Annotated in this window: 21 protein-coding genes and 1 pseudogene; 20 read left to right on the plus strand and 2 right to left on the minus strand. The window is 49.8% G+C overall.

The window, feature by feature from the left end:
- Positions 1 to 109: 109 nt before the first annotated feature.
- A pseudogene (locus HPS53_RS09885) lies at positions 110 to 480 on the minus strand (transposase); the annotation flags it as partial.
- Positions 481 to 774: 294 nt separating this feature from the next.
- On the opposite strand from HPS53_RS09885, the gene HPS53_RS09890 reads away from it, so the two are divergent.
- A complete protein-coding gene (locus HPS53_RS09890) occupies positions 775 to 2,286 on the plus strand; it encodes an endonuclease (protein ID WP_172205957.1) in 1,512 nt (503 codons plus the stop codon).
- 97 nt (positions 2,287 to 2,383) lie between these two features.
- Here HPS53_RS09890 and HPS53_RS09895 read toward each other — a convergent pair whose 3' ends face one another.
- On the minus strand, positions 2,384 to 3,217 hold the full coding sequence (locus tag HPS53_RS09895) for an OmpA family protein (protein ID WP_104368553.1): 834 nt from the start codon (positions 3,215 to 3,217) through the stop codon (positions 2,384 to 2,386).
- A 1,311-nt stretch (positions 3,218 to 4,528) separates the two neighbouring features.
- On the opposite strand from HPS53_RS09895, the gene HPS53_RS09900 reads away from it, so the two are divergent.
- The 19 genes from HPS53_RS09900 to HPS53_RS09990 all read left to right on the plus strand — a co-directional run bounded on the left by HPS53_RS09900 (position 4,529) and on the right by HPS53_RS09990 (position 25,446).
- The gene (locus HPS53_RS09900) at positions 4,529 to 5,401 is read left to right on the plus strand and encodes an ATP-binding cassette domain-containing protein (protein ID WP_172205959.1); all 873 of its coding nucleotides are present in this window, start codon (positions 4,529 to 4,531) and stop codon (positions 5,399 to 5,401) included.
- 74 nt (positions 5,402 to 5,475) lie between these two features.
- Complete coding sequence (locus HPS53_RS09905) at positions 5,476 to 6,327, plus strand: hypothetical protein (protein ID WP_104368551.1); 852 nt, start codon at positions 5,476 to 5,478, stop codon at positions 6,325 to 6,327.
- A complete protein-coding gene (locus HPS53_RS09910) occupies positions 6,324 to 6,686 on the plus strand; it encodes a GntR family transcriptional regulator (protein ID WP_172206141.1) in 363 nt (120 codons plus the stop codon). The genes HPS53_RS09905 and HPS53_RS09910 overlap by 4 nt, the downstream gene beginning before the upstream one ends.
- A 388-nt stretch (positions 6,687 to 7,074) precedes the next feature.
- Entirely contained in the window at positions 7,075 to 7,359 is a 285-nt protein-coding gene (locus tag HPS53_RS09915) for a hypothetical protein (protein ID WP_172205961.1), read from the plus strand.
- A gap of 609 nt (positions 7,360 to 7,968) precedes the next feature.
- A complete protein-coding gene (locus HPS53_RS09920) occupies positions 7,969 to 8,478 on the plus strand; it encodes an RNA polymerase sigma factor (protein ID WP_253942874.1) in 510 nt (169 codons plus the stop codon).
- Positions 8,479 to 8,561: 83 nt separating this feature from the next.
- The gene (locus tag HPS53_RS09925; RefSeq protein WP_172205965.1) at positions 8,562 to 9,014 is read left to right on the plus strand and encodes a hypothetical protein; all 453 of its coding nucleotides are present in this window, start codon (positions 8,562 to 8,564) and stop codon (positions 9,012 to 9,014) included.
- Positions 9,015 to 9,122: 108 nt separating this feature from the next.
- Complete coding sequence (locus tag HPS53_RS09930) at positions 9,123 to 9,566, plus strand: hypothetical protein (RefSeq protein WP_172205967.1); 444 nt, start codon at positions 9,123 to 9,125, stop codon at positions 9,564 to 9,566.
- A gap of 75 nt (positions 9,567 to 9,641) precedes the next feature.
- Positions 9,642 to 10,505: a hypothetical protein gene (locus tag HPS53_RS09935; RefSeq protein ID WP_172205969.1), complete on the plus strand. Its 864-nt coding sequence runs from the start codon at positions 9,642 to 9,644 to the stop codon at positions 10,503 to 10,505.
- A 142-nt stretch (positions 10,506 to 10,647) separates the two neighbouring features.
- Positions 10,648 to 11,514 carry a hypothetical protein gene (locus tag HPS53_RS09940; protein WP_172205971.1) on the plus strand — a complete coding sequence of 289 codons (867 nt, stop codon included), beginning with the start codon at positions 10,648 to 10,650 and terminating at the stop codon, positions 11,512 to 11,514.
- Positions 11,515 to 11,588: 74 nt separating this feature from the next.
- Entirely contained in the window at positions 11,589 to 12,485 is an 897-nt protein-coding gene (locus HPS53_RS09945) for an outer membrane beta-barrel protein (protein ID WP_172205973.1), read from the plus strand.
- 101 nt (positions 12,486 to 12,586) lie between these two features.
- Positions 12,587 to 16,372 carry a phosphoribosylformylglycinamidine synthase gene (gene purL / locus HPS53_RS09950; RefSeq protein WP_172205975.1) on the plus strand — a complete coding sequence of 1,262 codons (3,786 nt, stop codon included), beginning with the start codon at positions 12,587 to 12,589 and terminating at the stop codon, positions 16,370 to 16,372.
- A gap of 196 nt (positions 16,373 to 16,568) precedes the next feature.
- A complete protein-coding gene (locus tag HPS53_RS09955) occupies positions 16,569 to 17,177 on the plus strand; it encodes a chromate transporter (RefSeq protein WP_104368543.1) in 609 nt (202 codons plus the stop codon).
- Entirely contained in the window at positions 17,174 to 17,749 is a 576-nt protein-coding gene (locus HPS53_RS09960; protein ID WP_104368542.1) for a chromate transporter, read from the plus strand. The genes HPS53_RS09955 and HPS53_RS09960 overlap by 4 nt, the downstream gene beginning before the upstream one ends.
- A gap of 12 nt (positions 17,750 to 17,761) precedes the next feature.
- The gene (locus HPS53_RS09965) at positions 17,762 to 18,748 is read left to right on the plus strand and encodes a family 43 glycosylhydrolase (protein ID WP_104368541.1); all 987 of its coding nucleotides are present in this window, start codon (positions 17,762 to 17,764) and stop codon (positions 18,746 to 18,748) included.
- A gap of 742 nt (positions 18,749 to 19,490) precedes the next feature.
- A complete protein-coding gene (locus HPS53_RS09970; protein WP_146078617.1) occupies positions 19,491 to 19,790 on the plus strand; it encodes a hypothetical protein in 300 nt (99 codons plus the stop codon).
- Positions 19,791 to 19,795: 5 nt separating this feature from the next.
- Positions 19,796 to 20,662 (plus strand): hypothetical protein, encoded by an 867-nt coding sequence (locus HPS53_RS09975; RefSeq protein WP_104368539.1) that lies wholly within the window; start codon positions 19,796 to 19,798, stop codon positions 20,660 to 20,662.
- Between the two features lie 415 nt (positions 20,663 to 21,077).
- Positions 21,078 to 22,331: a glycosyltransferase gene (locus tag HPS53_RS09980; RefSeq protein ID WP_104368557.1), complete on the plus strand. Its 1,254-nt coding sequence runs from the start codon at positions 21,078 to 21,080 to the stop codon at positions 22,329 to 22,331.
- A 6-nt stretch (positions 22,332 to 22,337) separates the two neighbouring features.
- Entirely contained in the window at positions 22,338 to 23,126 is a 789-nt protein-coding gene (locus tag HPS53_RS09985) for a glycosyltransferase family 2 protein (protein ID WP_172205977.1), read from the plus strand.
- 193 nt (positions 23,127 to 23,319) lie between these two features.
- Positions 23,320 to 25,446 (plus strand): M6 family metalloprotease domain-containing protein, encoded by a 2,127-nt coding sequence (locus tag HPS53_RS09990; protein WP_172205978.1) that lies wholly within the window; start codon positions 23,320 to 23,322, stop codon positions 25,444 to 25,446.
- Positions 25,447 to 25,506 lie beyond the last annotated feature (60 nt).

Below are 25,506 nucleotides of genomic sequence, written 5' to 3' on the forward strand. Positions count from 1 at the left end.
CAATCATTTTAGCAAAACTACAAACAATTATCCACCCGATGGACATCTCTCTTACTAGAAAAAAGTGCCAATCGCTATTGACACTGCAAAGGTAAGAGTTGTAATCTTCTTATATCTGGATTCTGTTTTCAAACATAAGCATAAATTGATTCATAATAAAGCCCCAGTTTGAAATAGGCATTGTCCATTTCTTTTCAATCTCCATAAGCGAAAGATATACGGTCTTTTTTACGGCATCGTCCGAAGGGAATGAAAGCTTTGATTTCGTGTACTTTCTGATTTTTCCGTTCAGGTTCTCAATGAGATTTGTGGTATAGATTATTTTTCTGATTTCCAGCGGAAACTGGAAGAAAACAGTCAGGTCATCCCAATTGTTCCTCCATGAACGTATGGCGTATGGATACTTTCCTCCCCATTTCTTTTCCAGATTGTCAAGTTCTGCGGCAGCAACCTCTTTGTTGGGTGCTTATAGATATTCTGGCTGTGTCCATAATATTGTGTAAACGAGGAATACGGAACTAATTTTAGAATCCCGTATTCCTTCGTTTACACAAAACTTTCGATAGTGCCATAAAAAAGTCGATATACCTGTAAACCACCGTAACATATTTACATTATCGGATTTCTTCATCGTTAATTACCGTACCCCCGTTATTTTATATACATTCCGCTTCCTTTTGTCCAAAAAGATGTATCTTTGTAGACTTTCCGTTATTTACTAATTATTATTTACATAATTACAGAATTAAAACATTTAGCGACAAAAGAATTTTTATGATGAGAAAAGACTTCAAAACCGCCGCAGCCATATTCGTCATGGCAACCACTGCGCTTACGGCAACAGCACAGATACCGGCCGGATATTATGCCTCACTGAAAGGCAAGAAAGGCGCCGAACTGAAAAATGCAATACATGAGATAATCAAAAACGCCAAAGTTCTCGACTACGGAAACGGCAACGGAACGACATGGTACGGTTTTTACTCCACAGACCAAGCCGAAGACGGTATGGTCATAGACAGGTACAGCAACGACAAGCGTTACTTCGGAGCAAAAGGAAGCGCTGTCAGCGGGATGAACATCGAGCACTCTTTCCCCAAGAGCTGGTGGGGCGGAAGCAAAAACCAGGCATATAAAGATCTGTATAACCTCATGCCTTGCGAAGAAAAGATCAATTCGAGCAAGCAGAACTATCCCATGGGAAAGGTAACGACCGTCACGACAGACAACGGATGCACCCGGATTGGCACGGGAACCAACGGTTATCAGCTGTGGGAACCGGCCGACAAATGGAAAGGCGATTTCGCCAGAGGCTACATGTACATGGCAACCGCATACCAGAACATGACATGGAGCGGGACACAAGCCAACCAAATACTGACCCAAGGCTACTACCCTACTCTGAAAGAATGGGCATACACGCTATATATAGAGTGGGCGAAGACAGATATCGTGGATGAACTGGAGATCAAACGAAATAATGAGGTATCAAAAATACAAGGCAACCGCAACCCGTTTGTCGACTTCCCTAACCTTATGGAATATGTATGGGGTGACAGCATCACATACGCTTTCGACCCGGAAACCACTGTCAAAGCTGACGAATATATCGACGATGGTGGCGGCGACAATCCCGATCCGAACGAAGAAAATATACTTCAAGTGGATTTCACCACCGACGGAGGCGGCTTCACGCAGAATGCATCCACCCTTCCATACGAAGGTTTCAATGTATGGAGACGCGACAACCAGTACGGTTGGATAGCCACGGCATATTACGACAACAGCGGTCACGACTCCGACGCCTCTCTAATCTCGCCCGAGATAGACCTGACGGAATACGCAGGAGCAAGCCTTTCGTTCACGCACGCCGTCAACCACCGCAGCACCCATGCCCCACAAGATGTTCTTGACGTTGAAATCATCTGCGACGGGCAGGCCACCCCACTCACCGGTTTCACATGGCCGGCAGGAAACAGTTGGGCGTTCAACAACTCGGGAGACATCTCACTCGACGCTTTCGCCGGCAAGAAAATACGGGTGGCGTTCCACTACCGCAGCACCACGGCCGAGAACATGCAATGGGAAATTAAAAACATAAGCGTCAGCGGCACCGCGTCGACATCATCCATAGGCGATGTCACGGACAGAAATACCGGCATAGACTTCGACCGTAAATACGAAATGTATTCTCCCGACGGCCGCAAGCTCGACAAAACGATACCGCACAGCGGCATCATAATAATCAGGCAAGACGGCAAAACGATTAAAGCCGTGATGAGATAAAACGTTCGTGCGCGACTGCCAGGCAGTCGCGCACGAATCATCATGTAAGCCACCGGATATGCTGTCGCAAATCACAGGGAGCCCCACAGAAGAACGCTTACTGCTCCGGAGCCTTGTCTATCAAATCCATAAACTGGTCGAGTTTCGGAGTTATGATAATCTGTGTACGGCGATTACGCTGTTTTCCCATCTCTGTGGCATTGGTCGTCAGCGGATTATACTCGCCCCGGCCTCCTGCCGTGAGACGTTTCGGGTCTACACCATAATGGTCTTGCAGATACTGAACCACACTCGATGCTCTAAGACAACTCAGATCCCAGTTGTTGCGGATATTCTGCCGCGAGATAGGCACGTTGTCGGTGTTTCCTTCCACGAGCACGTCATAGTCCTTGTAGTCGGTTATGATCTTTGCTATTTTCGACAGCGTCTCTGCCGCACGGTCATTGATTTCATAACTGCCGCTCTTGTACAGCATGTTATCGGCCAGCGAGATGTACACCACACCTTTGAGCACCTGCACATCCACTTCTTTCATCTCTTCTCTCGACAGCGAGCGTGTCAGATTATTAGTCAGTACCATATTCAGCGAGTCGCTCTTGCTCTTGACCTCCACGAGGTGGCGTATATACTGGTTTGACTCGTTTATCTGATCAACAAGCTTAGAGATGTTCACGTTGTTCTGACTGGTAGACGTAAGACTCTTGTCGAGCGAACGTTGCAGAGCCGCATAGTCTCTCTTCTGCTGTGCGAGTTGACTTTCAAGACTTGCCACACGCGTCTTGCTCGCGGCCAACTCCTCGCGCGTATCCTGATACTTGCCCGTGAGCTCCTTATTCTCAGCGCGACAGCCTTCCAACTCCTTCTTGCTTGCGCAGCCCGTGGCGAGCATGCAGCCGGCAACAAGCGACATAATAACAATGTTCTTTTTCATATTATTCCCTTTCCTTTGTTTTATTGTTTTCCGTATATATTTATATCACATCCATATATTAAGGTATTACCTTAATTATATACAACACGCAATAATCTCTTTCCGCCCTGTCCACAATCCCGTAAAAGATCCGTCCTTGCCTCTATCCTGACATATATTTCCGTAATCTCGCCTTGCAAATTTATATATTTATGACGCAGGTGTAGAATAAACGTAACACATGTTTAATGTTTTTTAACTTCAAACACACCTCTATTCATTTCTTTAACGAAACCATTGTGTCTGAACCACCTCAGAGCCACGGCAGGAAAATGTAATAAAAACATCACGATTTTAACACTTTGTTTTTTCATGAAATAGAAAAACCGGCACTATACAATACACTATATACAATACGATAGTCCGGCCGATTTTCCGCAACGGGACGCTCGTTGGAAAGCGATTAGCGGCATATTGCAAAGCGTTTAGCAACTAAACGGAAGCCAACGGGCATCTAAATGCAAGGCAACGGGACGCCAATCGCATCATTTCCGCCTCCACAAAACAGAATATCCTGAGCCGCAATACGTTTAAAACGGCATACATCACTGATATACAACAAGTTACCCAAACAAGCCCAAAGCCCGCTTATTTGCGGCCACGGATTTTAAATTCCAAAACAATCGAAATATGAGAGGACTTTTGTAATGATTATTCCGAAACTTTAAGATTGTAATCAACACACGACAATACGGGAGGCTCAAACCACACGTACATTGTCTCGGTACATAAATGAAAAAGGAGATGGGATTTCTCTTACATAATCAATGCAAGTATAACAAAACGGATGTAAATTCATGGGATAAGAAACAAAAATATACCCGGAAAAGCATGAGAAAAAGCCAAACAGCATAATTGATTAAAAAAACTCATAAAATGTTTGTGGAAAAAGAAATAAATGTACTACATTTGCAGTGTAATATCAAAGTAGTACGCAAATGCACATTGTCATTTAAAATGCAATTATATCAATGCAAAGCGAAAAACAGCCCGGCGGGAGAGAATCACACTCCGCTAATCAGACTTGGGACAAAGCCGTCTGAATGCCGAACAGCACAACCCTGATATAAATATCATTGATAAACAAAACAAAAAAAACGCTGCATACATGCACACATTTCGTAAAATTAATATGCCATGAACACCGGCAAACGCCACAAGGCCAAACCGGCATGAGAGGGTGAACACAGCCTAAAGGTGTAAGAAACACCACAAAACAAAGTCAGACAGAACGATAATAATAAAATTGACAAACCCATAAAATACAAATATATGATTGAAATCAAAAACATGAGTTTCAAATACGCCAACCACACCGGGTTGCCGTTTGTAAAGAAACAAAAGACACCGAACAACAGAAACGTGTTCAGCAAACTCAATCTCACGATTGAGAAAAACAGGATTTACGGACTGCTGGGTAAGAACGGTACCGGCAAGTCGACTCTGCTCTACCTCATCTGCGGACTGCTCCGCCCCACGGCCGGAACGGTGACGTTTGACGGCAATGAGACGAAGAAGCGACTGCCCGAGGCGTTGAGAGACATGTTCATCGTTCCCGAGGAATTTGACCTGCCGCCCGTGTCGCTCGACACTTTCATCAAACTGAACGCACCTTTCTACCCCAACTTCGACCGCAAGGTGCTCGACAGTTGCCTGCGCGATTTCGATATGCCTGCGTTCGCCCGTCTCGACGAACTGTCGATGGGCCAGAAGAAGAAAGTCTACGTGTCGTTCGCACTCGCCGCCGGCACCCGCCTGCTGCTGATGGACGAGCCGACAAACGGTCTCGACATTCCGTCGAAGAGCCAGTTCCGCCGGGTGGTGACAGGAAACATGAGCGATGACCGCACGATAGTAATCTCAACCCATCAGGTCCACGACGTGGAACAACTGCTCGACCACATCCTGATAGCCTCGCCCACAGGCATGCTGCTCGACAGCCCGGTGGCCGACATCTGCGAGAAATACACCTTCGAGTACCGCATGCCGGGCGAACAGGCCGACGACGTGATATACGCCGAGCCCACATTGCAGGGCAACGCCGTCATGGCGCGCAGAAAAGAGAACAGCCCGGAAACGTCCGTCAACCTCGAACTGCTCTTCAACGCCGTGACGAAAATGTGCAAAGAAAGCACTAATGCGTAAATCGGGAAAGACGTGTCTGCCCGTTACATGACAATCCGAGACAAAATACAAACAAAAGAAAAAAACAAAAGAAAATGAGAAATATAAATCTAAACCGCCTGCTGCTCACCATCAAGTGGGATTTGGTATCAAACTGGAAAGTGACCCTCCGCATGACACTGTCCATCATGTTCGGTATCCTGTGTTTCTTCGCCATCGACATATTGAGTACAAGAGGCGACACATACAGTCCGGAATATTCTACCGACAAAGCACAAGCACTGGCTGCGTCCTTGTCTTTCATAGCAGTACTGTTCATGTCCGTATGCGCATCGATGATATTCACCACGATGAAGACCAAGCAACAACGGATAAGCCTGCTGATGCAACCGGCCTCAAACATGGAAAAGTTCATTGTCAAGATACTCTACTCGTCGGTAGGTGCCTTTATCGTGTTTATCGCCGCACTGTTCGCCGCCGACCTGCTGAGAGCATTACTCGACTTCATACTGAACCAGCGCTACATCGGCATGGTATCGTTCTGGTTTCTGAAAAACATATTCTTTTTCTGTGATGGCATAGTTTTCTTCAACGCCGGCATAAGCCAACAGATAAACGACATGGCCACATGGCTGCTGGTTATCGAAATCATAGTCACCGGATACATGACATTCATTCTCGGAGGAACGCTCTTCCGCCAACATTCGTGGCTATGCACGATGGGCATGGTATTCATTATAGTATACACGGCGGGCTACATCCTCATCGAACTGGACTTCACGTCCTATGTACACAGGATATTCTTCCAGCACAATCCGATAAGCCCCACGACCCTATTCATACTCACCGACATGGCGCTTGCCGCATTGATAGCCTTCGAGCTGTGGGCTTCCTACAAACTGTTCTGCCGCATGCAAGTAATCAACAACAAATGGACAAACTTATGATTTTCAACAACGACAAAGCTATATACATCCAGATTGCCGACCGCCTGTGCGACGAAATCATTGCCGGAACCTATGGTGAAGACAGCCGCATACCGAGCGTTCGCGAATACGCAATGCTATTACAGGTGAACACCAACACGGCAGTGAAGGCTTACGACGAGCTTGCCCGCAAAGGAATAATATACAACAAACGGGGCATCGGATATTTCGTATCATCGGGAGCAAGGACGCACATTGCCGACACGCGCCGCACCGACTTCATGGAACGCACCCTGCCGACAATCTTCCACGACATGCGCCTTCTCGGGATTGGCATCGACGAGGTGACGAAAGCATGGAAGGAAAGCCGTGAATCCTGACCGTACATAAAACCCCAATCCATCGTCGGCCGACAGTAAGAAGTACCGTTTGTAAAAATCAACAAGCAGACACCGTTGCCTTAATTCACTTCATTTCCGCTCTGCACATCATACAACAAACTAATCTTCTTACGGTCGGCCGGCTGCAGGATTGACATCTGCACACGCAAATATCAACATACAATAAAAACACGGCGTTTTTACACTAATTTAAAATTATAAAATGCGTTTTGTTTTCACATTGCAACAAATCGGTTAACATTCCTTACACTTCTGTCCTAAATATCCTTATTATTGTCAATATTGTCCAATAAAGATAAAAAAGATGACTGCCGAATAGGAAAAAGTCGTATATTTGCATTAACCTTTTAACTAAAAAGTACCGCGTATGATAAACTCTTTGAACATGGAGAAAATCCAAAGTTGCCTTGACGACTATATGGTTCGTATAGGGAAAGTGGAAATCAACGAGATTGAGGCCAATCGCGAACTGGCCCGCACGGGTATCATGACAGACGACATGGTATCTCCAGGCAAGCCGTTGAGAAACTTTCTCAGAAAGCTCCGCGACACCAACCTGTTGCCCAAAAACATCCGTCAGATTAACTGCGCATGGTTCATCAAGCACTCAAAGCTGGTGACCAAGGTGCAACAAATATTACCTTTCCTATAACCTGCTTCCCCTGTCTGTGCCGTTCACAGAAAGGGGAAACTTGTTTTTGCTTACGCTTTACACAAGCAAAGGCCATTTAAAAGTAAAAAGGTAAAAAGCAAATAATACGATATAGACATTTTTTTGCTGGTGCATCATAAGTCCGGCGGGATGAGCCAGGACGACGGGTGCCGAGGGCATAAACGTGGCACCTCACCCAACACTTAAAGCCATTGTCATTCAACCTCCGAGCGAGTTTGCGAGCTATAACTTCCTTAACGCCTTTAATATCCCAAAGAAACAACCTTAATTCTCAAAAGAATTGCTTCATTGTTCCCAAGCAATTCTGCTTACTACATAAATACTTACTCCCCAACTCCTAAAAAGAATTACATAACTATTCACAAGCAATTCTACTTACTACATAAATACTTACCCCTAACTCCTAAAAAGAATTACATAACTATTCCCAAGCAATTCTACTTACTACACAAATACTTACCCCCAACTCCTAAAAAGAATTACATAACTATTCCCAAGCAATTCTACTTACTACACAAATACTTACCCCCAACTCCTAAAAAAAATCATGTCACGGTGTCACAAAACACCGCCATAATCGTTTTATTTATGAAAGCGATTATGAAGATAGAGACGTTCAACAGCATAACGACACCAATCAGACCAAGGCTCGTGGCACGGGCACGCACACTGACTGGAGATGACGACACCGCAGAAGACATAGTGCAGGAAGTCATGCTCCGCCTGTGGAACATGCGCGACAAACTCGAAAATCACGGCAACATAGAGGCTCTGGCAATGACAATCCTTCGCAACAAGACCATCGACTCGTGGCGCCGCAAGAGGTTTGAACAGGACAAGACAAATGCCTATGCCGAACCATACACGGAAGACAACACAGTGGAAGAGACCGACCAAGTGAGGCTGATAAGAGCCATCGTAGACCGGTTGCCGGCACTGCAAAGCACTATTTTCAGAATGAAAGAGATAGAAGGATATGAAAGCGGCGAGATAATGCAAATCACCGGATGCACAGCCGAGAGCCTGAGGCAAAGCCTGTCGAGGGCAAGACGCAAAGTAAGGGAAGAGTTCATAAGGATTTCCGCCATGCGTAGATAAAGCCCGCAAGCCTGCAAAAGCCACAGGCACATCACGGAAAAAGACATCTGACAAATAAAAGACAGAAGTGAGAGGAACAATATATGACACAAGAAAGCATCGCGAAACTAATAGAGAGATACATGGACGGAGACACCACCGGATCGGAGGAACAGGCTCTCAGAGAGTATTTCAATACGGCAGGCGACAGCATTCCGGACGAATGGGAGCCGCTACGGGCTATTTTCGCCTTCGTGACGGCAGAGCGGAAAGAAACCGCCACAAGCCAAACGGCACACCAACCGGAACGGCACAAACAGCAAGCCGAACGCACGTTACATCGCGTCATGATGTATGTCTGCCCAGCGGCGGCAGCGGCAATGCTCGTTTTCGGCATCGTCAGGCATCGACCCGCGACAGCGATAAACCATGTGGTGATAGACGGTATCGAATATACGGACAACGACCTTGCCATACAAGAAGCCGAACAAGCACTCAAACTCGTATCAAGCACGGACGACGACCCGTTTGAAGCACTGAAAATGATGAGCAGATGATGATTGACAGGACATCACCCGCAAGAAAGGCAACAAGCATACTCATTTTCACTAAAATATGATATAGAGAATATAAACATTTTAAAGAAACAAAAAAAACGACATAACATGAGACAACGCAACATCTTCAAAAGACTGTCAATGCTCCTGTTGATGGCTGTCATGGCTACAGCGACCGCACTGGCACAAGGCGATCTGAAAACAGGAAAGGCCTTTGAACAATATGGTCACGCCAAAGGTTGCAAAATGGTGGAACTGCACGACACCCGACTGAAAGGCTACAAGCTCAAAGTCTACAAGAGCCTCACCTACAAAAAATATGGGGAAAATATCGCCACGCTGCTCAAAGAAGACCGCAAACGGGCCAAGAAAATCCGCGAAGTGGTGGAAAACGGACGCATCGTAAGCGGATACTACATGATGCCGGCGGAAGAAAAAAACATCAACCGGTACATCCTTTTCAGCAATACCGACAGTAACCGCGGTGCGGTAATATACATAGAGGGCAAACTTTCGCCACAGGACATCATGAGCATCTGCTACTCAAAATGACAATAAACATACAGAAAACCCAAAGAACAAATATAATGAAAAAAACAACTCTTTACTTTAATAGCCGCCGCTGTAATGGCCATAGGCGCACAAGCAAACGACAGCATAGCCACAACGACAGTGAAAACAGACACGGTGGTGAATACGAAAGACAGGAAGATAGTAGTGTCGGAAGACGGGGATATGATAAAAGTAAGCGTCTTCAAGAACGACAGTACAGGCATGAGGATGGTCAAGGAGACGACATTCGCCGACGGACAGGAAGTGGAACAGGTATATGTATCGTCGCCGTTTCTGCCCAACACGTGGAACGCGCGAGGAAAAAACAAGTTCAACGTGCATCTGCCCGACTTCTTCTTCAACTCCGCGTTGTGGAACGACAGCCGCCTGTCGTTCGGCAACTCAAACGCGCTTCACACAAGAAACACCAAGTCATACGAAATAGGATTTACGCTGATTAACGCCAACATATCGTTCAACGCCTCAAAAACATTCGGCATAGGCATGGGAGTGCAGTATGTATTCACCCACCACCACCTCGACAAAGGCTGGACAATGACATTCGACGGCAACCGCAGCGAGCTCGTGCCGATAAAAGAAGGAGAAGTGAAAAACAGCTACATAAGCTATCAGAAGATCAAGCTGCCTGTCGTATTGGAGTGGCAGACCCGGCTGGGGACAAGCAATCACGAAATGTATATCGGTGCGGGAGCGTCCTTGGAAGCGCGCTTCAACGAGCTAAGCAGATACAAAACGGAGCAAGGAACGGTGACACCGTCAAAGAACTTGAAAATGAATCCGATGGGCGTCAACGCCGAGCTCTATGCCGGCTACAACAACCTGATGGTTACCATGAGCGTAGGACTCACTCCACTGTTCAAAAAAGGGAATGCGCCAGAGTGCTACACGACGTCTGTCGGCCTCGGAGTGATACTGTAAGCAGGACGGGGCAACCCACCGGACGCCGGACAAAAAGGCGCCAACCGGAGATAAATGGCAACATAACCATAATCAAAACCAAAACGCAGGCCATGCCGGCATAAACGCTTTAGCATGACAAGCGGCAAACAAACAACAGACAATGAGAAGTATTATCATAGCCATCGTAGCATTACTGCCATGCACAATGAACGCCACCGAGGCGACAGACACCACGGTAAACTATCAAGGACGGAAGTTCGTCATCGGCTCAAACGACACCGAGACAAAGATAACCGTATACCAAAATGACACGAACAAGATAAAAGAAAGCGTGTTTGTAAACGGCAACAACGTCGTAAGGACATACGTAAGCTCGCCTTTCTCGGGCGAGAACGAGTTGCAGACAATGGGCGTGAAAGGGATGTTGCCCACCGTATGGGTCGGCATCAACAAACTTACCGATGGAATTGGAAGTAGCGGCAACCCCATGGGCAGCAACATGTGGGGCTCGTTTGAGGCGGGCGTCACACCGCTGCGGACAGCCGTCTCGCTCGACAGGGCCAAGACATTCGGACTGATATCGGGCCTGCAACTCGTGTTCTCCCGATACCGCTTCGACCACAATTACGGCATGAGAATGAACAACGGACTTGTGGAACGCATCGGATGCGACGCCACAACGGCAAACAATATGTTCTTCGGTTCGGTGAGAGTACCGCTCCTCTTCACCCTGCAAGAGCCTCAAATGCCGGGCGCCATGTCGTTAGGCGTGTCGTTCGAGGCACGCACCAACGCCAAGTATAACTTCAAAGCGTCGGACAACACAACCGGGATGTCCGACGGATTGAAACTCAACCGCTTCGGAGTAAACTTGGAAATGTATATCAACTACGGCCCCGTGTACCTCGGATTGAAAACCGGTCTCACACCGATATTCAAGACAACAGACGGCGTGAAGGCCAACATGACCTCGATAAGCATAGGCACCGATATAGACAAGGTATTCAAACTGTTCAAGAAGAAATAACCCATATCTTGGAACGAAACAACCCATACATTAAAAGCAAACGACCCATATATAAAAAACAAACGACCCATATCATGACAAACAAGATACTCACAGCACTGCTTTGCCTTGCCGCCATTGCGGCACAGGCAGAAGAAACCAACGACACCACCGTCATTTACAAAGGCAAGAGAATAGTAATCGGCGAGCGGGGAGGTGAGCCTGACTTCAAGGTATTCGACCGAAAGGACAACTATCTGACCAAAACGAAAGAGAGTGTGTTCACCGACGGTACCGAAGAGGAATGCGTATTCTCCGGCATGGCGATGACGGGCATCAAGGATTTAGACAAGCGGAAGTTCGACCCGGGCATGCCGACGGTATGGTACGGCTTCGGAAGTATGGTCACAAAACCGCTCGGCAGCAGTTACGACGGCACACGGGCACACCGCACCGGGTCGCTCGAAATAGGCCTGACACCCTACTCCGTCGCTTTCGCCATGAACAAATCGAAGACCATCGGCATATCGGCCGGCGTGCAACTGGTATACTCACGGTACAGTTTCGACAAGAACCATGCCATGAGTCACGAGGGCGACATGGTGAAACGCACGGACAACCCCGCGACAACGGAGAACAACATACACTTCGGTTCGTTGCGGCTGCCGGTGATGTTCCGCATCCAAAGCATCGACGACATATACTCCTGCAACATCGGTCTGTCGTTAGAGGCTCGCACAAACGCCAAGTATAACTTCAAGTCGACCGACGCAACGGACGGCGTGACCGACTACCTGCGGCTCAACCGCTTCGGCATGAACATGGAACTGGACATGCAGTTTGGCGTGCTGAACGTCGGAACGACTATCGGACTGACACCCCTCTTCAAGACCACAGACGGTATCAAGCCGTCGGTATGCACCGTGAAAGTGGGTGTCGACCTTTTGAAAACATACCGTTTGGCAGCCAAACGCAAGGCTAAAGGCAACTGAACGCGATACAAAAAAGACCTTTTAATATTTTGCTCTCTCCTTATTTTGATGTAACTTTGCGGGCAAATACGTATTTTTCCCCTAATTATAAAATATAAGGCATGATTCTTTTTTTCAAGACTCCGCAGAAGAGCGTAATAGCGACCGAGACAGACCATCGGTTGAACAGCGACGAAATCAATGAGCTTTGCTGGCTGTACGGCAACGCCGAGCCGGTAGAGGGCGACAGTATGGAAGGATTTTTCATCGGTCCGCGCCGCGAAATGATAACACCATGGAGCACGAATGCCGTAGAGATTACACAGAACATGAATCTCAACGGCATTTCTCGTATAGAAGAGTTCTTCCCCGTGGAATCGAAAGAGGCCGAACATGACCCGATGTTGCAACGCATGTACGACGGACTCGACCAGTCGGTGTTCACCGTCGACCTCGCCCCGCAGCCCATCAAGCATGTGGACAACCTCGAAGAGTACAACGAGCAGGAAGGACTTGCGCTCTCGAAAGAGGAAATAGAGTATCTACACAAGATAGAGAAAGAGCTCGGCCGGCCACTCACCGACTCCGAGATATTCGGTTTCGCGCAGATAAACTCCGAGCACTGCCGCCACAAGATTTTCGGCGGCACGTTCATCATCGACGGCAAAGAGATGGAGTCGAGCCTCTTCGCTATGATTAAAAAGACAACACAGGAAAACCCGAACAAGATATTATCGGCATATAAAGACAACGTGGCCTTCGCCCAAGGACCGGTCGTCGAGCAGTTCGCTCCCGCCGACCAGACTACCAGCGACTACTTCACCGTCAAGGACGTGGAGAGCGTTATATCCCTGAAAGCCGAGACACACAACTTCCCCACCACCGTGGAGCCTTTCAACGGTGCCGCTACCGGTACGGGAGGAGAAATCCGCGACCGCATGGGCGGCGGAACAGGCTCATGGCCAATCGCCGGAACAGCCGTATACATGACTTCTTATCCGAGACTCGCGGAAGACGAGCTCTCGGGCGACCGTGACAGAGACTGGGAAGACATACTGCCGGTACGCAAATGGCTCTACCAGACACCGGAGCAGATTCTGATCAAAGCCTCCAACGGAGCGAGCGACTTCGGCAACAAGTTCGGCCAACCGCTGATATGCGGTTCGCTGCTCACATTCGAGCACTGCGAGGGCAACGAGAAGTACGCTTACGACAAAGTGATAATGCTCGCTGGCGGAGTAGGCTACGGAACGAAGCGCGACTGCCTCAAAAAGGAGCCGCAGAAAGGCAACAAGGTGGTTGTCGTGGGCGGCGACAACTACCGCATCGGACTGGGCGGCGGCTCGGTATCGTCGGTAGATACGGGCCGATACTCAAACGGAATAGAGCTTAACGCCGTGCAGCGTGCCAACCCGGAGATGCAGAAACGCGCCTACAACCTCGTCAGAGCATTGTGCGAAGGCGATGTCAACCCGGTGGTCAGCATCCACGACCACGGTTCAGCCGGTCACCTCAACTGCCTCAGCGAGCTTGTCGAGGAGTGCGGCGGACGGATAGACATGGCCAAACTGCCTATCGGCGACAAGACCCTCAGCTCCAAAGAGATTATCGCCAACGAGAGTCAGGAACGCATGGGACTGCTCATCGACGAGAAACACATAGACGACGTGCGTAAGATTGCCGAGCGGGAGCGTGCCCCTATGTACGTGGTCGGCGAGACTACGGGCGACGCCCACTTCTCATTCGAGCAGGGCGACGGCATCAGACCGTTCGACCTCGATGTGGCCCAGATGTTCGGCCACTCACCGAAAACCATTATGAAAGACAACACGGTGCGGCGCAACTACGCTCGGCTGGCTTATGACAACTGCACGGACAAGACACAGGCGGACAACGGTTGCCAACAGGCAGCCGGACACACGCAACTGGACACTTACGTGTCTCGCGTGTTACAGCTCGAAGCCGTGGCCTGCAAAGACTGGCTGACGAACAAAGTCGACCGCTCGGTTACGGGCAAGATAGCCCGCCAGCAGTGCCAGGGCGAGATACAGTTGCCGCTTAGCGACTGCGGCGTGGTGGCTCTCGACTACCGTGGGCGCAAGGGTATCGCCACCGCTCTGGGCCACGCCCCGCAGGCAGGCCTGGCTTCGCCCGAGGCAGGCAGCGTGCTATCCGTGGCCGAGGCTCTTACCAACATCGTGTGGGCACCGCTCCCGGAAGGCATGGACAGCCTCAGCCTCTCGGCCAACTGGATGTGGCCCTGCCGCTCGCAGGAGGGCGAGGACGCCCGCCTTTACAGTGCTGTCAAGGCCCTTTCCGACTTCTGCTGCGCCATACAGGTGAATGTGCCTACCGGTAAAGACTCGCTCTCCATGACCCAGCAATATCCCGACGGCAACAAGATCATTGCCCCGGGAACGGTCATCGTGAGTGCCGGCGGCGAGGTAAGCGACATCCGCAAGGTGGTATCGCCCGTAATGGTGAACGACAAGAACGCATCCATCTACCACATAGACTTCTCTTTCGACGAGCAGCGCCTCGGCGGAAGCGCATTCGCACAAAGTCTCGGCAAGGTGGGCGACGATGTCCCCACGGTGAAAAATCCCGAGTATTTCCGCGACGCCTTCCACGCCGTTCAGGAGTTGATAAACCGCGGTTGGATAATGGCAGGTCACGACATCAGCGCCGGCGGACTGATAACCACACTGCTCGAAATGTGCTTTGCCAACACTAAGGGCGGCATGCACATCAACCTGCACGACCTGTGTACCGACGGAGACATCGTAAAGACACTCTTCGCCGAAAACCCGGGAGTGATAATCGAAGTATCAGACGAGCATAAAGAGGAGTTCCGCACATTCATGGACGAGCACGGAACAGGCTTTGCCAAGATCGGCTACTCAACGCCAGACGACCGCAACATCACAGTGAAATGCGGCGACTTCGAGCATAAGTTCGACATCGACGCACTGCGCGACACATGGTACAAGACATCATACCTGCTCGACCGCAAACAGAGCATGAACGGCTGCGCGGCCGAGAGATACGCCAACTATAAGAACCAGCCTTTGGAGATGAAGTTCAACAAATACTTCACCGGCCGGCTGTCGCAATACGGCATCGACCCCGACCGCCGCACACCATCCGGCATCAAAGCCGCCATCATACGTGAGAAAGGCACCAACGGCGAGCGTGAGATGGCATACTCGCTCTACCTTGCCGGATTCGACGTGAAAGACGTGATGATGACCGACCTCATCAGCGGCCGCGAGACACTCGAAGACATCAACATGATCGTGTTCTGCGGAGGCTTCTCAAACAGCGACGTGCTCGGCTCGGCAAAAGGTTGGGCAGGCGCGTTCCTCTTCAACCCGAAGGCCAAAGAGGCGCTCGAAAAGTTCTATGCACGCGAAGACACCCTGTCGCTGGGTATATGCAACGGCTGCCAGCTCATGGTAGAGCTTGGACTGCTCGATGGCAAACCGACTTCCGACATCAAGCAAATACAGATGAAACACAACGACTCGCACAAGTTCGAGAGTTCTTTCGTGAGTCTCGCCATACCGGAGAACGACAGTGTGATGCTCCGTTCACTGGCCGGAAACAGACTCGGTATCTGGGTTGCTCACGGCGAGGGCAGGTTCTCCCTGCCCGGAGACGAGAGCCAATACAACATAGTGGCTAAGTATAACCGTGCCGAATATCCCGGAAACCCGAACGGAAGCGACTTCGCCGTGGCGGGAATATGCAGCGCCGACGGTCGTCATCTGGCCATGATGCCCCACCTGGAGCGCGCCATCTTCCCATGGCAGAACGCATGGTATCCTGCCGACCGCCGTGCAGACGATGTCACCCCTTGGATAGAAGCGTTCGTGAACGCCAGGGAATGGGTAAAAGCAAGACAATAATTTTTTAGAAACCAGAGGAGCTAAGGGAGTTATGCAGGCCACCGCCTGTGGGGTTAAAGACAAATGCTTAAAGTTGTATCAAGTTCATATAACAGCTATATATATTATAATCAGTATTGTCCTTAACCCCACAGGCGGTGGCCTGCATAACTCCCTTAGCTCCTTTAACTCCTAAAAAAGCCTCTCCTAAAAAAACATGCTCTTACAATCCTTTAAGACGTTCTTCAAGATAGGACTGTTCACCCTTGGCGGCGGCTACGCCATGATACCGCTGATCGAAAAAGAGATAGTGGACCGCCACCGGTGGATGGCCCGCGAGGAACTTATGGACGTGATCGCCATAGCACAGAGTTGTCCCGGCGTGTTCGCAATCAACGTAAGCACCTTCGTGGGATATCGTCTGCGCAAGACACGCGGAGCCGTGTGCACCACACTCGGCACCGCCCTGCCCTCATTCGTCATCATACTTCTCATCGCCATGTTCTTCCGCCGTTTCCAAGACAACGCCATCGTGGCGGCAATGTTCAGAGGCATACGCCCGGCCGTGGTGGCGCTAATCGCGGTGCCCACGTTCAACATGGCCCGCAGCGCACGGATAAGCATCACCAACTGCTGGATTCCGATAGTGTCGGCACTCGCAATATGGGCACTCGGCGTGTCGCCGATAGCCGTCATCATCATAGCAGGAACCGGCGGATGGATATACGGCAGATACATCTGCCGGACCAAAGAGAAAGACGGCAAGCACACCGGAACAGACAGCCCGCACACTGACGGCACACACGACAAAACCGCAAGATCATGATTTTCACAGACCTATTCGTCACCTTCTTCTTCATCGGCCTTTTCGGTTTCGGCGGCGGCTACGGCATGCTGTCTCTCATACAGGCCGAAGTGGTGCACAACCATGGTTGGATGACCACGAGCGAGTTTACCGACATCGTGGCAATCAGCCAGATGACACCCGGCCCGATAGGCATCAACAGCGCCACATACTGCGGATATACCGCCGTACACAACGCCGGACTTGGCGAGCCGCTCGCCATCCTCGGCAGTCTCACTGCCACGGCGGCCCTCGTTCTACCATCGCTCATACTGATGATCGTCATCAGCCGAATGTTCCTCAAATACATGCATACCCCGACGGTACAGTCTGTATTCGCCGGACTGCGCCCCGCCGTGGTGGGACTTCTCGGGGCGGCCACTCTGTTGCTCATAACCCCCGACAACTTCTCCACACCCTCGGAAAACCCGTGGCGGTTTTTCATCAGCACAGCATTGTTCGCGGCCACCTTCGCCGGAACCATGTTTTTCAAAATCAATCCCATACACATGATCGCATACAGCGCCGCGGCCGGAGCCTTACTGCTATATTAAGAATATACATACATGAGACAAACCGCACTATCCCTATTCGCACTGATCGCCGCAACGGCAACCGCACAGCAGAGCATACAGACATGCAATCCGATGGTACACGACCCGGTAATGGCCGTGCAAGACGGCACATACTACATGATGAGCACAGGACACGGCTTGCAGTTGGCTACATCTGCAGACATGAAAGAATGGACGGTGTGGAGCCGCACCCCCGTACTCGGGTCCATTCCCGGGTGGACGCACGACTCCGTGCCCGGATTCAGAGACCACGTGTGGGCACCCGACATCATCCGGTTCCGGGGCCGCTGGTGGCTGGCATACAGTTGCTCCACATTCGGAAAGAACACGTCGGCCATAGGACTGGCCTCGGCCGAAAGGCTCGTGGCACCCGACGGCAGAGGAGACGGAGGCACACAATGGAAAGACGAAGGCGCACTGGTGTGCTCGCGCGGCGGGCGCGACAACTGGAACGCCATAGACCCCAACTTCATCATCGACGAGAATGGCCGTCCATGGATTGCGTTCGGTTCTTTCTGGGACGGCATACAGCTCGCCCCGCTCGACTCTACCATGCACATAGCGAGCCGTGACAGCATCCGCACGATAGCCCGCCGCAAGACCGGCGGCCGTGAAAATCCCGTGGAGGCTCCGTTCATCTTCCGCCACGGAGAATATTTCTATCTCTTTGTGTCGTGGGACTACTGCTGCCGCGGAACGGAAAGCACATATAAGGTGGCGGTGGGTCGCAGCCGCAACGTGGCCGGCCCGTATCTCGACCGGGATGGACGAGACATGCGCGATGGTGGCGGCACCGTCGTCATCGAGGGAGACAAACGCCTGTTTGAGGCTGTGGGACACAGTGCGGCGTATCATTTCGGAGACAAGGACATATTCATCTGCCACGGATACAGCACCACCGACAAAGGAGCGCCGGTGCTCGTTCGCCGCAATATGGAGTGGACGGCAGACGGGTGGCCGCTGGTCTCCGGGCAGTAAACATACCGGGCAACAACATCCCGCCATGACATCACCTATCGCCTTACCAACTCCCGACACAAAAAGGCGATAGCAGGACAGAACCTATGTATGTAAGAATAAAGTCACGAAATTAACACTTTGTTTTTCCACGAAATAGAAAATAAAAAGCGCCCGACTTGTCGTTGCAAGACCGGAAACACGGCATTTTTTTGCAACGGGATACTCGTTGCTCCATGATTAGATACCCGTTGCATTGCGTTTGGATACCCGTTGTGTCGCAACGGGTATCCAAACGCGACCCAAAACCATATATAAACACACCCGACGGGGTGCCCTTCACACGGTAAAATACTGTCAAAACATGTCCACATAAACATAATCACCTGACTGACAGGCCGTTGCCGAAATCGCAAAATACTGTGATATTTCAGCCCACAGGCTTTTAATTTCAAAAAAATCGAAATATAAACGACCTTTTGTAAACATTATTCACGACAATCACCGGCAACGCACCGCACCAGGCCGATAGCGATAAACTATATCAAACGGCCGCAAAATATATTCCACCGGCAAAACCGACACACGAGACACATCAACCCTGATAAACACACAACCCGACGCTGAAAGTATATTTGTATCGCAAAAAAGGTTAAAAGAACCCTCTGTTGAAATATTTTCACATCTGTTTTTTTTGAATATTATTAACTATCTTTGTTCGCGAAATTAAATTGACATAATATAAATCTATTAACAAATTAAAATGAAAAGAATACTGAGTTTATTAATGCTCATTGCATGCGGAATCGGCATGGGATGGGCACAGACAACAACTATCGGACTTACGCAGAGTCTTGATGACACAAACAAAACCGTAGGTGAAAAGACATGGACAAGCATGGAGAATGTTACCATTGAAAGTGTTATTGGTGCGAATATAAAAAACATCACGAACGACACTAAATCAAGAAAGGTAAGTCTCAACGGCACGCAATATGAAGCTAAGAATTCATGCTGGAGGAAAGGTGTTGCCAGTGTATATACCGACCAACACCCACGGTAAATGCTATGTCTTTCAACAATCAGGATGCAGATAAAGTTGATACAAAAGCAAAGACCTTGACATACACATATACAGGAACAGAAAACACACTTACCATTACTGACAACGGACAGGTCCTCTATCCAAGCATGATAGCAGTAAAATATCCTCATACTACCAAAAGCTACACCCTCACCACCACCGATACAGACTTCTACAGCCTCTATCTCGACTATAACGCCACTATCCCCGCCGGCGTGACGGCATACAGGGGCGAGTTAAGTGCCGACGAGACGACATTGACCGTGAGCGAAATCACGCTCGATTTCATCCCGGCGAATTACGGCGTGCTCGTGAAAAGTAATGAGGCAGGTGAGTTCACATTCGAAGAAGCGACATCAACAGGCGTCATGGTAAGCGACCTCAAAGGCGTGACCGAAGACACAGACATAACCGTACTTGCCGCCGAGCCGGGTAAGACCGTGCTCACTCTCGGAATGAAAGACGGAGTAGCCGGATTCCGCCAACCAGCCGGCACTCAGATTAAGGCCAACAGGGCGTATCTGCTCGTCAGCGGCACGAACGCAGCCAAAGGCGTGAAGATTGCTTTCGACGGTGAGACGACAGGCATCAGCGACATCAACGCTGCCAAATACGAGGCCGACGCACCGGTATACGACCTCACGGGTCGCCGTGTTTCGGCAGATGCCAAAGGGCTGCTGATAAAGAACGGCAAGAAGTTTATCAACAAAAAATCAAATCATCAACAAACAAATACAACGAAAAGACATGAAAAAGTATATCAAACCATCAACATACGTGCTCAACATAGAAATTTCACCAATACTCGCCGCAAGCGCATTATTGGATGTAGACCCGTCAGGCAACAATGACACCGACCGCTCGAAAGACCATGCTTTCGGAAGTTTCGACGTATGGGGCATGGACGAGGAAGACTAAGGATACGGTTGATGACAATAATCCGTCACGCACGGCAGTAAACGGCCGGCACGCCAACGAATGTTTATAAGAAGCGTGAGGCGGGGCGGAAGGGAAATGATTAAAACATTTCGTTTTAATTAATGTGGTGAATACCACTTTTACATTAGGTCGAACGCCGCCGCTTGTGAAAGCGGCGGCGTTTTATTTGTAGCTGGCACCGAATATCAGCGCATCGCATACCGGCAAAGACACGGGATCCAATCCACAAACAATAAAACGCATATCGCTTTATTGAAGAAATAGCGCCAAACAATCATGCTACTTTCGAGAAATAACACTATCTTTGCAAACACAATCACAATGACAATGAGAGTACTGACAGTCAACACGAGTGAATGCACCGGCGGAGCGGCCGTGGCGGCCAGACGGCTGACCGAGGCACTGAACAACAACGGCATAAAGGCACGCATGCTGGTGGCAAAAAAACAGACTGGCGCACTATATGTGGCGCAATGCGGCGGCGGAATGAGGCACAAGGCGGCATTCCTGTACGAGCGGCTGGTCATCTGGGCCAATAATCTGTTCAGCCGGAAGAACCTCTTCGCTGTGTCGACGGCCGACGCCGGAATGGACATCACGCGGACGGCGGAGTTCAAAGAGGCCGACATCATACACCTGCACTGGATAAACCAGGGCATGCTGTCGCTGAAAAGCATCCGCAAGATACTGTCGGCAGGCAAGCCCGTGGTATGGACAATGCACGACATGTGGGAGTGTACGGCCATCTGCCATCACGCACACACATGCGGCAAATACACCACAGAATGCCGAGAATGCCCGATGCTGAGGTTTCCGGGCACCAAGGATTTGGCTTACAGGACATTCATACGCAAACGGGACCTGCTCGAAGGAGCACGCATAAATTTCGTGGCCGTAAGCGGGTGGCTGGCAGACAGGGCACGCTCGAGCGCGCTATTGCATGGCCAACCGGTAGATACGATTCCCAACTCGCTGCCCCTTTCAAAATTCAAACCGCTCGACCGGAAAACATCACGCACAGCGCTGGGTATCGCCCAAAAACATGTCATAGCATTCGGAGCCGCCCGAATAGATACACCCATCAAAGGATTTCATTTCCTGAAAGAGGCACTGGCATGCCTCGTGAAGCGCCACGGATATGCAAGGACAGACGTATGCCTGCTGCTTTTCGGAGCGATAAGAGACAAAAGCATACTCGACGACATGCCCGTGGAATACAAACACACAGGATCCGTGAGCGACGAGGACACGCTGTCGAAGATTTATTCGGCTGCCGACACGCTTGTGTCATCATCACTTTATGAGACATTCGGGCAGACACTGATAGAAGCGCAAGCCTGCGGCTGCCTTCCAGTATCGTTCGACAACAGCGGACAGACAGACATAATAAGACACAAAAAGAACGGCTATCTCGCCAAATACCAATCTACGGACGACCTCGCGGCCGGCATTGACTGGTGCATAAAGACGGACATCCGGAGAGAAGAACTCCGCAACGAGGTGCAGAGAAGGTTTTCAGAGAGTGCCGTGGCAAACAGATATATAGAGATATACAACCGACTAATAAACGACAAAGCCTGAAACCGTATGATAAGACTAAGCATCATAACCGTCACTTATAATGCACAGGAGACGTTGCCACGCACTTTAAAGAGCGTGCTCACACAGAATTATCACAACATCGAGCATATCATCGTAGACGGAGCGTCGACAGACGGAACCGTAAAAATGACCAAAGAATACAAGCGAGACAGCTATACTATACACAACAGGCGCAGGGTAATAATCGTGTCGGAACCGGACAATGGACTTTATGACGCTATGAACAAAGGATTGACAATGGCCACCGGCGACTACATCGTATTCATGAACGCCGGAGATTTCTACCCCGAAGCCTCAACCGTATCGTCAATCATAAGAAAAGCAAAGGCTAAAAAAGCGGCTATTGGCAAACTGCCCGCCGTATTGTATGGCGATACGGACATCGTGGACAGCAACGGGGTGTTTCTGCGCCGCCGGCGACTGACACCGCCGAAACGACTCACATGGCGATCGTTCAGGCACGGAATGCTCGTGTGCCATCAGGCTTTCTACGCAAGAAAGGACATAGCCAGAGGCATCGCTTACGACCTGCGATACCGCTATTCGGCCGATGTAGACTGGTGCATCAGAGTGATGAAAGAGGCTGAAAGCAGGCAACTGCCGCTCCTCAACGTACAGGCCACGATAGCAAACTACACCGAGGAGGGCCTGTCGACGAAGCATCGCCGCAGTTCCCTGAAAGAGCGTTACCGCATAATGGAAGCCCATTACGGCAGGTTCGTCACTTTGGCGATGCACTGTTGGTTTGCCGTAAGAGCGGTGATGAGGGTATGACACACGACCGGAGGCCGACTTTTGAAGATTAGCGGAATGCGGCTTTCACCATTTCGACGGCTTACACTCTCTTTTAACTCCCTTATCTTTATATTCTCATTTTTATTCACTAACTTTGCAAATTGCTGCGCACACTACCGAAAACAGCATATCTACAATATAAAATAACATAACAAACAAAGAACATAATGACATGAAAAAGTTATTGATGACACTGTCGTTCATCGCCACGGCAACACTTGCCATGGCCGTTCCGGCACAGCGCGGCATCTGGAAAACCGTGCGGCTGGCTGATGGAAGGGAAGTGAGAGTGGAACTGAAAGGCGACGAATTCGGACACTATTGGCAGGCGGCCGACGGAACCGGATACGTAAAGAAACAAGGAACCGAGGTTTACGAGATTGCCAACAAAACCATGATAGCCGAAAGGGCGATGGAGCTGAGAAAGGAAGCCAATACAAAACGTATGTTGGCAAAAGCCGGACAAGGCCAGATGAAAGCGACTATCGGAGGAGACCACCCCGCATATACAGGTACGAAGAAAGGTCTGATAATACTCGTGGAGTTTGCCGACACCAAGTTTAAACCCGGCCACGACCAGGCACTGTACGACAGAATAGCCAACGAGGAAGGGTTCACGAGCAACGACGGATTCGTGGGCAGCGTAAAAGACTATTTCCGTGACCAGAGTGAAGGACAGTTCACACTCGACTTCGATGTGGTTGGTCCGATGACGATGCCAAAGGGATATGCCTATTACGGTGCCAACGGATACAACGGAGCCATTGACCTTAACGTGCGCAGCATGGTTGTCGAAGCCTGCCAACAAGCAGACAGCCAGGTGAACTTTGCCGATTACGACTGGGATGGCGACGGTGCCGTGGATCAGGTGTTCATCCTCTATGCCGGACGCGGCGAGGCAACAGGCGGCGACGAGAACACCATCTGGCCCCACGAGTCGCAACTCGGCTACGGAATAAAGCTCGACGGAGTCGTCATAAACACATACGCATGCAGCAACGAGATGCGCAGCGACACGCAGCCGGAAGGTATCGGAGTGATCTGCCACGAGTTTTCACACTGCATGGGACTGCCCGACATGTACGACACTCAGTACGGCGGTAACTTCGGCATGGGAGTGTGGGACATCATGGACTCGGGCAGCCATCTCGACAATGGTTTCACACCGCCGTCATACACAAGCTACGAGCGGATGTACTGCGGATGGAAACAGCCGATAGAGATTACCGGCGACACCGTCATCACCGACATGAAAGCAATCGGCGAAGGCGGCGATACTTACATAATGTACAATCAAGGAAATAAAAACGAGTATTACCTGTTTGAAAACAGGCAACAGACCGGATGGGACAGCGAGCTTTACGGTTCGGGACTGCTCGTGCTGCACGTGGACTTCAACAAATCCGTATGGAGTTACAACATGGTTAACTGCACCACAAACCCATATATCAACGATCACCAAAGGTGCACCATCATCCATGCGGACAACAAAGACGGAAGCACATCGGCAGCTGATTTTGCCGGCGACCCGTTCCCTTACGGCTCGGTAAACTGCATCACGGCTACCACCACACCGTCAACCATGTTATACAACAAAAACACTGACGGTACTTACTATATGGACAAATCCATTCTCAACATTGCCCGTCATAACAATGGAACGGTATCGTTTGAGGTGAAAAAGAACGAAAATCAGAATATAAACAAACCTGATGAAGCCATTTTCTATGAGTCGTTCAGTATGTGTAGTGGAGCCGGAGGAAATGACAACATATGGAGCGGAGAGAATGTAGGCAACAATTCTTTCATTCCAGACAACACTGGATGGACAACAACAGTCATGGCTGGAGCCGACAAATGTGCTTTGTTCGGAAACAGTTCGCGAAACGGAGAAGTTACCACACCGGAATTTGAAATAGACGGAGAGACAACCCTCATGTTTAAAGCCGCGCCATGGACCGGTGACGGAACAACAATCGTATTATCAGTAAGCGATGGAAACGCGAAATTGGCAAAAACATCTTTTAGGTTGGAACAAAATCAATGGAACGATTGTAACACTATCATTACAGGTAGTGGAAAAATTAAATTAACTCTCAGATCCATCCGGCGCCGTTTCTTCCTTGATGAGGTTCTTGTGACGCCTACCGACATCAACGGCATAGAAGACATCAAAACGACCGCAACCGAATACCGGAACGGACATATATACACAATTGACGGACGGTACATGGGAACAGATATAAACAAAGTGGGCAAGGGTATATACATTGTCGACGGACACAAGTTTGTCAAATAACCCGCTTTTTACGTATTCTATAAAATGTTAACGGCGCAAAGTCTGACGATCAGACTTTGC

It is taken from the genome of Prevotella sp. PTAC, from assembly GCF_013166535.1.
Classification (GTDB): Bacteria; Bacteroidota; Bacteroidia; order Bacteroidales; family Bacteroidaceae; genus Prevotella.

Excerpts from the sequence above, each read along its gene's own strand:
- HPS53_RS09890 (WP_172205957.1), top strand. The coding sequence starts at position 775 with ATGATGAGAAAAGACTTCAAAACCGCCGCAGCCATATTCGTCATGGCA.
- HPS53_RS09895 (WP_104368553.1), bottom strand. The coding sequence starts at position 3,217 with ATGAAAAAGAACATTGTTATTATGTCGCTTGTTGCCGGCTGCATGCTC.
- HPS53_RS09900 (WP_172205959.1), top strand. The coding sequence starts at position 4,529 with ATGATTGAAATCAAAAACATGAGTTTCAAATACGCCAACCACACCGGG.
- HPS53_RS09905 (WP_104368551.1), top strand. The coding sequence starts at position 5,476 with ATGAGAAATATAAATCTAAACCGCCTGCTGCTCACCATCAAGTGGGAT.
- HPS53_RS09910 (WP_172206141.1), top strand. The coding sequence starts at position 6,324 with ATGATTTTCAACAACGACAAAGCTATATACATCCAGATTGCCGACCGC.
- HPS53_RS09915 (WP_172205961.1), top strand. The coding sequence starts at position 7,075 with ATGATAAACTCTTTGAACATGGAGAAAATCCAAAGTTGCCTTGACGAC.
- HPS53_RS09920 (WP_253942874.1), top strand. The coding sequence starts at position 7,969 with ATGAAAGCGATTATGAAGATAGAGACGTTCAACAGCATAACGACACCA.
- HPS53_RS09925 (WP_172205965.1), top strand. The coding sequence starts at position 8,562 with ATGACACAAGAAAGCATCGCGAAACTAATAGAGAGATACATGGACGGA.
- HPS53_RS09930 (WP_172205967.1), top strand. The coding sequence starts at position 9,123 with ATGAGACAACGCAACATCTTCAAAAGACTGTCAATGCTCCTGTTGATG.
- HPS53_RS09935 (WP_172205969.1), top strand. The coding sequence starts at position 9,642 with ATGGCCATAGGCGCACAAGCAAACGACAGCATAGCCACAACGACAGTG.
- HPS53_RS09940 (WP_172205971.1), top strand. The coding sequence starts at position 10,648 with ATGAGAAGTATTATCATAGCCATCGTAGCATTACTGCCATGCACAATG.
- HPS53_RS09945 (WP_172205973.1), top strand. The coding sequence starts at position 11,589 with ATGACAAACAAGATACTCACAGCACTGCTTTGCCTTGCCGCCATTGCG.
- purL (WP_172205975.1), top strand. The coding sequence starts at position 12,587 with ATGATTCTTTTTTTCAAGACTCCGCAGAAGAGCGTAATAGCGACCGAG.
- HPS53_RS09955 (WP_104368543.1), top strand. The coding sequence starts at position 16,569 with ATGCTCTTACAATCCTTTAAGACGTTCTTCAAGATAGGACTGTTCACC.
- HPS53_RS09960 (WP_104368542.1), top strand. The coding sequence starts at position 17,174 with ATGATTTTCACAGACCTATTCGTCACCTTCTTCTTCATCGGCCTTTTC.
- HPS53_RS09965 (WP_104368541.1), top strand. The coding sequence starts at position 17,762 with ATGAGACAAACCGCACTATCCCTATTCGCACTGATCGCCGCAACGGCA.
- HPS53_RS09970 (WP_146078617.1), top strand. The coding sequence starts at position 19,491 with ATGAAAAGAATACTGAGTTTATTAATGCTCATTGCATGCGGAATCGGC.
- HPS53_RS09975 (WP_104368539.1), top strand. The coding sequence starts at position 19,796 with ATGTCTTTCAACAATCAGGATGCAGATAAAGTTGATACAAAAGCAAAG.
- HPS53_RS09980 (WP_104368557.1), top strand. The coding sequence starts at position 21,078 with ATGAGAGTACTGACAGTCAACACGAGTGAATGCACCGGCGGAGCGGCC.
- HPS53_RS09985 (WP_172205977.1), top strand. The coding sequence starts at position 22,338 with ATGATAAGACTAAGCATCATAACCGTCACTTATAATGCACAGGAGACG.
- HPS53_RS09990 (WP_172205978.1), top strand. The coding sequence starts at position 23,320 with ATGAAAAAGTTATTGATGACACTGTCGTTCATCGCCACGGCAACACTT.